This window comes from Rhizobacter sp., from assembly GCF_031412495.1.
In the GTDB taxonomy this organism is placed as follows: Bacteria; Pseudomonadota; Gammaproteobacteria; order Burkholderiales; family Burkholderiaceae_C; genus Schlegelella_A.
On sequence record NZ_JANODC010000332.1, the window covers coordinates 1 to 7127 of the forward strand.

The 7127-nt window shown below is 70.6% G+C and carries 5 protein-coding genes and 1 pseudogene; 1 reads left to right on the forward strand and 5 read right to left on the reverse strand.

Annotation, left to right across the window (positions count from 1 at the left end; translation table 11 throughout):
* From AC30N0_RS12275 to queF, 5 genes and pseudogenes are all read right to left on the reverse strand, one after another.
* Positions 1-281: pseudogene (locus AC30N0_RS12275) on the reverse strand (50S ribosomal protein L3 N(5)-glutamine methyltransferase); the annotation flags it as partial.
* Positions 278-1426 carry a succinyl-diaminopimelate desuccinylase gene (gene dapE, locus AC30N0_RS12280; RefSeq protein WP_489518194.1) on the reverse strand — a complete coding sequence of 383 codons (1149 nt, stop codon included), beginning with the start codon at positions 1424-1426 and terminating at the stop codon, positions 278-280. The gene dapE and the pseudogene AC30N0_RS12275, both read right to left, overlap by 4 nt.
* 15 nt (positions 1427-1441) lie before the next feature.
* A complete protein-coding gene (locus tag AC30N0_RS12285) occupies positions 1442-2620 on the reverse strand; it encodes a PilT/PilU family type 4a pilus ATPase (RefSeq protein ID WP_489518195.1) in 1179 nt (392 codons plus the stop codon).
* 24 nt (positions 2621-2644) lie between these two features.
* Entirely contained in the window at positions 2645-3466 is an 822-nt protein-coding gene (gene dapD, locus AC30N0_RS12290) for a 2,3,4,5-tetrahydropyridine-2,6-dicarboxylate N-succinyltransferase (protein ID WP_489518196.1), read from the reverse strand.
* Positions 3467-3558: 92 nt separating this feature from the next.
* Positions 3559-4035: a preQ(1) synthase gene (gene queF / locus AC30N0_RS12295; RefSeq protein ID WP_489518197.1), complete on the reverse strand. Its 477-nt coding sequence runs from the start codon at positions 4033-4035 to the stop codon at positions 3559-3561.
* Between the two features lie 132 nt (positions 4036-4167).
* Between queF and smc the strand changes: the two genes are divergently transcribed.
* On the forward strand, positions 4168-7127 hold a 2960-nt coding region (gene smc, locus AC30N0_RS12300; protein ID WP_489518198.1), incomplete at its 3' end, for a chromosome segregation protein SMC.

Here is a 7127-nt window from a genome sequence, read left to right on the forward strand (position 1 = left end):
TCGATCGTGAAGGGGATGTCCTGCAGCCACGCTTCCCGCGTAAGGTAGGCGGCGGGCAGGCGGCTGTCGATGCGGCGGCCGACCAGCGCCTGCGCGGTCGCCTGCTCGGCGGGGCTGACGACCTGCTTGCCGCGGGCGTCGAGCGCGTCGAGCGGCAGGCCCAGGACCCAGGTCACCAGCCATGCGGCCTCGTCGAAGGCGTTGCCCGTGCCGTGCCCGAACGAGACGCCGGCCTGCTTCAGGCGCTCCGACTGCGCGAGCACCAGCTCGACGAGCGTCATCGCAGCAGCTGCTCGAGCGTCGAGCGGTAGACATCCTTCAGCACGTCGAGGCTGGCGATGTCGACGCACTCGTCGATCTTGTGGTTGCTCTCGTTGACCGGCCCCAGCTCGACGACCTCGTGGCAGATGCGCGAGATGAAGCGGCCGTCCGAGGTGCCGCCGGTGGTGGAGAGCTCGGTCTCGATGCCGGCATGGCTACGGATCGCGTTGGCCAGGGCGTCGCTTAGCGCGCCCGGTGCGGTGAGGAAGGGCTCGCCGCCGAGCGTCCAGGCGATGTCGAAGCGGACCCCGCGGCGGGCGACGACGGCTTCCAGGCGCTGCTTCAGCGACTGCGGCGTCGACTCGGTGCTGAAGCGGAAGTTGAAGTCGACGACCAGCTCGCCCGGGATCACGTTGCCGGCGCCGGTGCCGGCGTGGATGTTCGACATCTGCCACGAGGTGGGCAGGAAGTGCGCGTTGCCGCGGTCCCACTCGACGCCGGCGAGCTCGGCCAGGATCGGCGCTGCCGCATGGATGGGGTTCTCCGCCAGCTGCGGGTAGGCGATGTGTCCCTGCACGCCGTGGACGCGGAGCCTGCCCGACAGCGTGCCGCGCCGGCCGTTCTTGATCGTGTCGCCGAGGCGGTGGACGGATGTCGGCTCGCCGACGACGCAGTAGTCGAACGCGATGCCTTCCTTCCTCAGCCAGTCGCAGACGCGCGCCGTGCCGTCCGTCGACGGACCTTCCTCGTCGCTGGTGATCAGGAAGCCGATGCTGCCGGCGTGCTGCGGGAAGGCGGCGACGAACTCCTCGGCGGCGACGACCATGGCCGCGATCGAGCCCTTCATGTCGGCAGCGCCGCGCCCGTACAGCTTGCCGCCGCGCCGCGTCGGCACGAAGGGATCGCTGCTCCAGGCGTCGAGCGGCCCGGTCGGGACGACGTCGGTGTGCCCCGCGAAGACCAGGCGCTTGCCGGCGGTGTCGCGGCCCGGCCGGTGCGCCCACAGGTTGCTGACGCGTGCCGTGTCAGGGCCGAAGGGCAGGTCGGTGCAGTCGAAGCCGATGCCGGCGAGGCGTTCCGCGAGCAGTTCCTGGCAGCCGCCGTCGTCGGGCGTCACCGAGCGGCGGCCGATCAGCTGTTCGGCCAGGACCAGCGTTGCCGACACGGCTGCGGAAGGGAATTAGAAGCGGCGGAAATTCGACGCCGTGCCGGCCGTCGTCTCCTCCGGACGCACGTCGATCGTGATCTCGGTGAAGCTCGGCTGGTCGTCCGTGTCTTCCTTCTTCGGGACGATGCGCGAGACCGGCGTCAGGTCGTTCTGCAGGCGCCACATCAGGTTGGTCGGCGAGTCGGCGTAGGCCAGGCCCTCGTCGCGGGTGATGACGTTTTCCGTGATCATGCGGGCCAGGTCTTCCTCGAAGGTCTGCGAACCCTCGGCCAGCGACTTCTCCATCGCCTCCTTGACGCCGCTGAAGTCGCCGCGCTCGATGAGCTCCTGAATCAGCTTCGTGTTGAGCATCACCTCGACCGCAGGCACGCGGCCGCCGGCGACGCTGCGAACCAGGCGCTGCGAGACGATCGAGCGCAGCCCGGCGGCCAGGTCGGCCAGCAAGGCCGGGCGCGCCTCCGGGGTGTAGAACGACAGGATCCGGCCGAGCGCGTGGTAGCTGTTGTTCGCGTGCAGGGTCGACAGCACGAGGTGACCGGAAAGGGCGTACGAGATGGCCGAGGTCATCGTCTCGCGGTCGCGGATCTCGCCGATCATGATGCAGTCGGGCGCCTGGCGCAGCGCGGTCTTCAGGCCGATCTGCAGGCTCTGCGTGTCGCGGCCGACCTCGCGCTGGTTGACGACCGACTTCTTGTTATTGAAGAGGAACTCGATCGGGTCCTCGATGGTCAGGATGTGCCCCGCCATGACCTGGTTGCGCTGCTCGAGCATCGCCGCCAGCGTCGTGCTCTTGCCGGCGCCGGTGGCCCCCACCATCAGGATCAGGCCGCGCTTCTCGAGCACGAGCTGGTTCAGGATCGAGGGAACGTTCAGGCTCTCCAGCGAAGGGATGTCGAACGGGATGCAGCGGAACACCGCGGCGATCGTGCCGCGCTGCTTGAACCCGGAGAGGCGGAAGCTGCCGACACCCGGCAGGCCCACGCCGACGTTCAGCTCGCCCGTGTCCTCCAGCTCCTCCAGCTGGCTGGGCGTGAGCAGCTCGGCGAGGAGCTGTCGCGGCTGCGCGTGCGTGAGCGGCTGGTCGGAGAGCTGGAGCAGCTGGCCGTTGATCTTGATGAGGATCGGCGAGCTGGCCGACAGGTAGACGTCGGAGGCGCCCTTGTCGGACATCAGCCGAAGGACGCGTTCCATGTTGCCGGCACTCATACCGTTCCTTCAGCTTCGCAGCAGTTCGTTGATGCTCGTCTTGGCCCGCGTCTGCGCGTCGACGCGCTTGACGATCACCGCGCAGTAGAGACTGTGGCTGCCGTCGGCCGCGGGCAGGTTGCCGCTGACGACGACGGAGCCAGCAGGGATGCGGCCGTAGCTGACGGTGCCGGTGGCACGGTCGTAGATCTTGGTGCTCTGGCTGATGTAGACGCCCATCGAGACGACCGAGTTCTCCTCGACGATCACGCCCTCGACGATCTCCGATCGGGCGCCGATGAAGCAGTTGTCCTCGATGATGGTCGGGTTGGCCTGCATCGGCTCGAGCACGCCGCCGATGCCGACGCCGCCCGAGAGGTGCACGTTCTTGCCGATCTGCGCGCACGAGCCCACGGTGACCCAGGTATCGACCATCGTGCCTTCGTCGACGTAGGCGCCGATGTTGACGTAGCTCGGCATCATCACGACGTTCCTGGCCAGGAAGGCGCCGCGCCGGGCCACCGCCGGCGGCACGACGCGCACGCCGCTGGCCCGCATCGCTGCTTCGTCCCAGGCGCCGAACTTGGTCGGCACCTTGTCGTAGAAGGCGAGGTCGCCGGCGTGCATGGGGAAGTTGTCGCTCAGGCGAAAGCTCAGCAGCACCGCCTTCTTCACCCACTGGTTGACGCTCCACTCGCCCACGCCATGCCGCTCGGCGACGCGAAGCGTGCCGCTGTCGAGGCCGGCGATGACCTCGTCGACCGCCTTGCGGATCTCGGGGCTGTTGACCGGGTCGAGCTCGGCGCGGCCTTCCCAGGCCAGCTCGATCGTGGATTGCAGTGCTTGTGTCATGGGGGGTCTCGCATTGTAGGGAGGCGTTGCCGGGGCGGCCGTCCGAAGCGGCTGCCCAGGCGGCACTTTTGCCCAGAACGGAAGGCGCCGGCCTAGGACGTCACGGCAGCATCGAACCGGGCAGCGACGACCGGCACCGGCGTCTTCGGCTTCCAGCCCTTGGCGCGGTGCTCGGCGACGATGTTCGTGTAGATGCCGCCGCGCACGTTCCAGCGCGCCGAGATGCGCGCGTAGCGCGGCTTCGTCGCCGCGACGATGTCGTCGAGGATGGCGTTGGTCACCTTCTCGTGGAACGCGCCCTCGTTGCGGTAGCTCCAGAGGTAGAGCTTCAGGCTCTTCAGCTCGATGCAAAGGCCGTCGGCGACCATGTCGATGGTGAACCGAGCGAAGTCGGGCTGCCCCGTCAGCGGGCAGTTGCAGGTGAACTCCGGAATCTCGAACTGGATCACGTAGTCGCGTCCGGCCGTCGGGTTCGGAAAGACGTCGAGCCGCTTCTGCGGCGCTGTCGGCGGTGACGCCGGCGCCTCGCGGCGCGAGACGAGGGGGTCGGTTCGGGGGCTCCGGGCCATGCGGAAAGCGCCTCGCGGCAGCTCGGGATCAAGGGGTGGCGATGCTATCATCCGGCCGCTCGACGCTTGCCCGCAAGCTGCATTTTTCCTAGTCGAATCAATAACTTACGGCAGCATCGCTGGCCGTATTCCATGCGCCTCAACTCGATCAAGCTTTCGGGCTTCAAGTCTTTCGTCGAACCGACGCAGTTCCAGCTTCCCGGACAGCTCGTGGGTGTCGTCGGGCCCAATGGCTGCGGCAAGTCGAACGTCATCGACGCGGTTCGCTGGGTGCTCGGCGAGAGCAAGGCCAGCGAGCTGCGCGGCGAGTCGATGCAGGACGTCATCTTCAACGGCTCGAGCCTGAGGAAGCCCGCCGGCCGGGCCAGCGTCGAGCTGACCTTCGACAACAGCGACGGCCGCGCCGGCGGGCCCTGGAGCCGCTTCGCCGAAATCGCCGTCAAGCGCGTCCTGACCCGCGACGGCACGAGCAGCTACCACATCAACGGCCAGCCGGTGCGCCGCCGCGACGTGCAGGACGTGTTCCTCGGCACCGGCCTCGGGCCGCGCGCCTACGCCATCATCGGCCAGGGCACGATCTCGCGGATCATCGAAAGCAAGCCGGAGGAGCTTCGCCTCTTCCTCGAGGAAGCGGCCGGCGTCTCCAAGTACAAGGAGCGGCGCCGCGAGACGGAGGCTCGGCTCAAGGACACGCGCGAGAACCTGACGCGGGTCGAGGACATCCTGCGCGAGCTGAACCAGAACCTCGAGAAGCTCGAGATGCAGGCCGAGGTCGCCGGGCGTTACCGGGGCCTGCAGCAGGACGCGCAGCAGAAGCAGCACCAGCTCTGGTATCTGCGCCACCGCGACGCCGCGCGCGAGGAAGAGCGCGTGCGCCAGGCCGTGACGGCTGCCGTGCTCGCGCTCGACGGCGAAGGCGCGGCCCTGCGCCACGCCGAGGCCGAGCTGGAGGCGATCCGCCAGTCGCACTACGCGGCCAACGACGCGCTGCACGCCGCCCAGGGCGAGCTCGGCCAGGCGGCGCTGGAGGTGAGCCGGCTCGAGGAGCGTATCCGCTACGTCGCGCAGCAGCGCGAGCGCATCGCGCGCCAGCGCGCCGACCTCGAGGCGCAGAGCGCGTCCTGGCGCACGCGCGAGAGCGAGGCAGGCGCGGAGCGCGAGCGGCTCGCCGGGCAGGCCGAGGCCGCCGAGCACGCCGTCGCCGCGTTCGGAACCCAGCTGCAGGCGCAGGGCGTGGCCGTTGGCGATGCGGAAGTGCGCCTGAGCGACGCCGAGGGGCACAGCGCGGCGCAGCGCAGCATCGTCGCCGCGGCGCAGCAGCAGATCCAGGTCTCGGCCGCGGAGGGCCGCGGCATCGACGAGCGGCTCGCCGAGGCCACGGCCCGACGCGACCGCCTCGTCGCCGAGGAAGAGGGCCTCGCCGACATCGACGTCGCCGGCATCGAGGCGGCCCGGCAACGCGTCGCGGATGCCGACGCGCAGGCCGAAGTCGCCAAGGCCGAGGTCGCCCGCTGGCAGGAGCGCATCCCGGCCCTCGAGGACTCGCGCCGGCTCCTGCAGGCTGGCCGCGACGGCGAAAGCCGCCGCCATGCCGAGCTCTCGGCCCGCCTCGCCGCCCTGCAGGCGCTGCAGGAGAAGGTGCAGGTCGAAGGCAAGGTCAAGCCGTGGCTGGACCGGCACGGCCTCGACAAGCTGGCCGGCCTCTGGACGCGGCTGCGCATCGAGCCGGGCTGGGAGGCGGCGCTCGAGTCGGCGCTGCGCGAGCGGCTGAACGCGCTCGAGGTCGGCCGCCTGGAGACCGTCCGCGCCTTCGCGGCCGATGCGCCGCCGGCGCGCCTGGCGTTCTTCACCGCGACCGCGGCGCCGGCGGCACGGTCTCAGCAAGCGATGCCGCGCCTGGCCGACCGGCTTCACCTCGGCGACTCGAGCCTGGCCGCCCTGCTCGGCGACTGGCTCGAGGGCGTCTACACCGCCGACGATTTCGACAGCGCACTGGCGGCGCGGACGACGCTCGCCCACGGCGAGGTGATCATGACCCGCGAAGGCCATGCGGTGAGCCAGTTCGCGGTCAGCTTCTACGCCCCCGATTCCGAGCAGGCGGGCCTGCTCGCCCGGGCCCAGGAGATCGAGAACCTCGAGCGGCAGACACGGGCCCAGGCGCTCATCGCCGACGACGCCCGCATGCAGCTGGTGCGGGCCGAGGCGGCGAGCACCGATGCCGCGGCCCGGCTCGCCGCGGCGCAGCGCGATGCGGCGCAGCGCCAGTCCATGGCGCACCAGCAGCACGTCGAGCTGCTGCGCCTCGAGCAGCTCGAGGCGCAGACCCGCCGCCGCCGCGACCAGCTCGGCGGCGAGCGGCAGGGCCTCGACGCGGAGATCGCCGAGCTCGTCGCCCGGCGCAGCGCCAGCGAGCTCCGCTTCGAGTCGCTCGATGCCGAGCTCGCCGTGGCCCAGGAGCGGCACGCCGAACTCGATGACCACGTCCTCGCCGCTCGCAAGGACCTCGAGGCCGAACGCGTCGCCCTGCGCGAGCTTGAGCGCAAGCTCCAGGAAGCCCACTTCGAGCTGCGCGCTGCCGGCGCCCGCGCCGGCGAGCTCGAACGCTCGATCGACACGGCCCGCCAGCAGCTGGAGGCCAACCGCGCTGCCGACGCCGGGCTCGCCGCCGAGCAGGAGCGGCTCGCCGACGCATCGACCGACGGCGAGCTGCAGGCGGCGCTGGCGACGCGGCTCGACCGCGAACGCGTGCTGGGCGAGAAGCGCAGCCAGTACGACGACCTGGCGCAGCGGCTGCGTGCGGCCGACGAGAAGCGGCTCGGCCACGAGCATGCGCTGGCGCCGCTGCGCGACAAGCTCACGGCCCTGCAGCTCGAGGAGCAGGCGGCCAAGCTCGGCGGCGCGCAGTTCCTCGAGCAGCTCGAGACGGCGGGCGCCGACCGCGAGGCCATCGGCCGCGCGGTCGAGGAGCAGGGCGTCAGGCTCGCCGGCCTGCAGGGGCGGATCGACGCGCTGAACCGCGAGATCGAGGCGCTCGGCGCGGTCAACCTCGCCGCCCTCGAGGAGCTCACCACGGCGCGCGAGCGCAAGGGCTT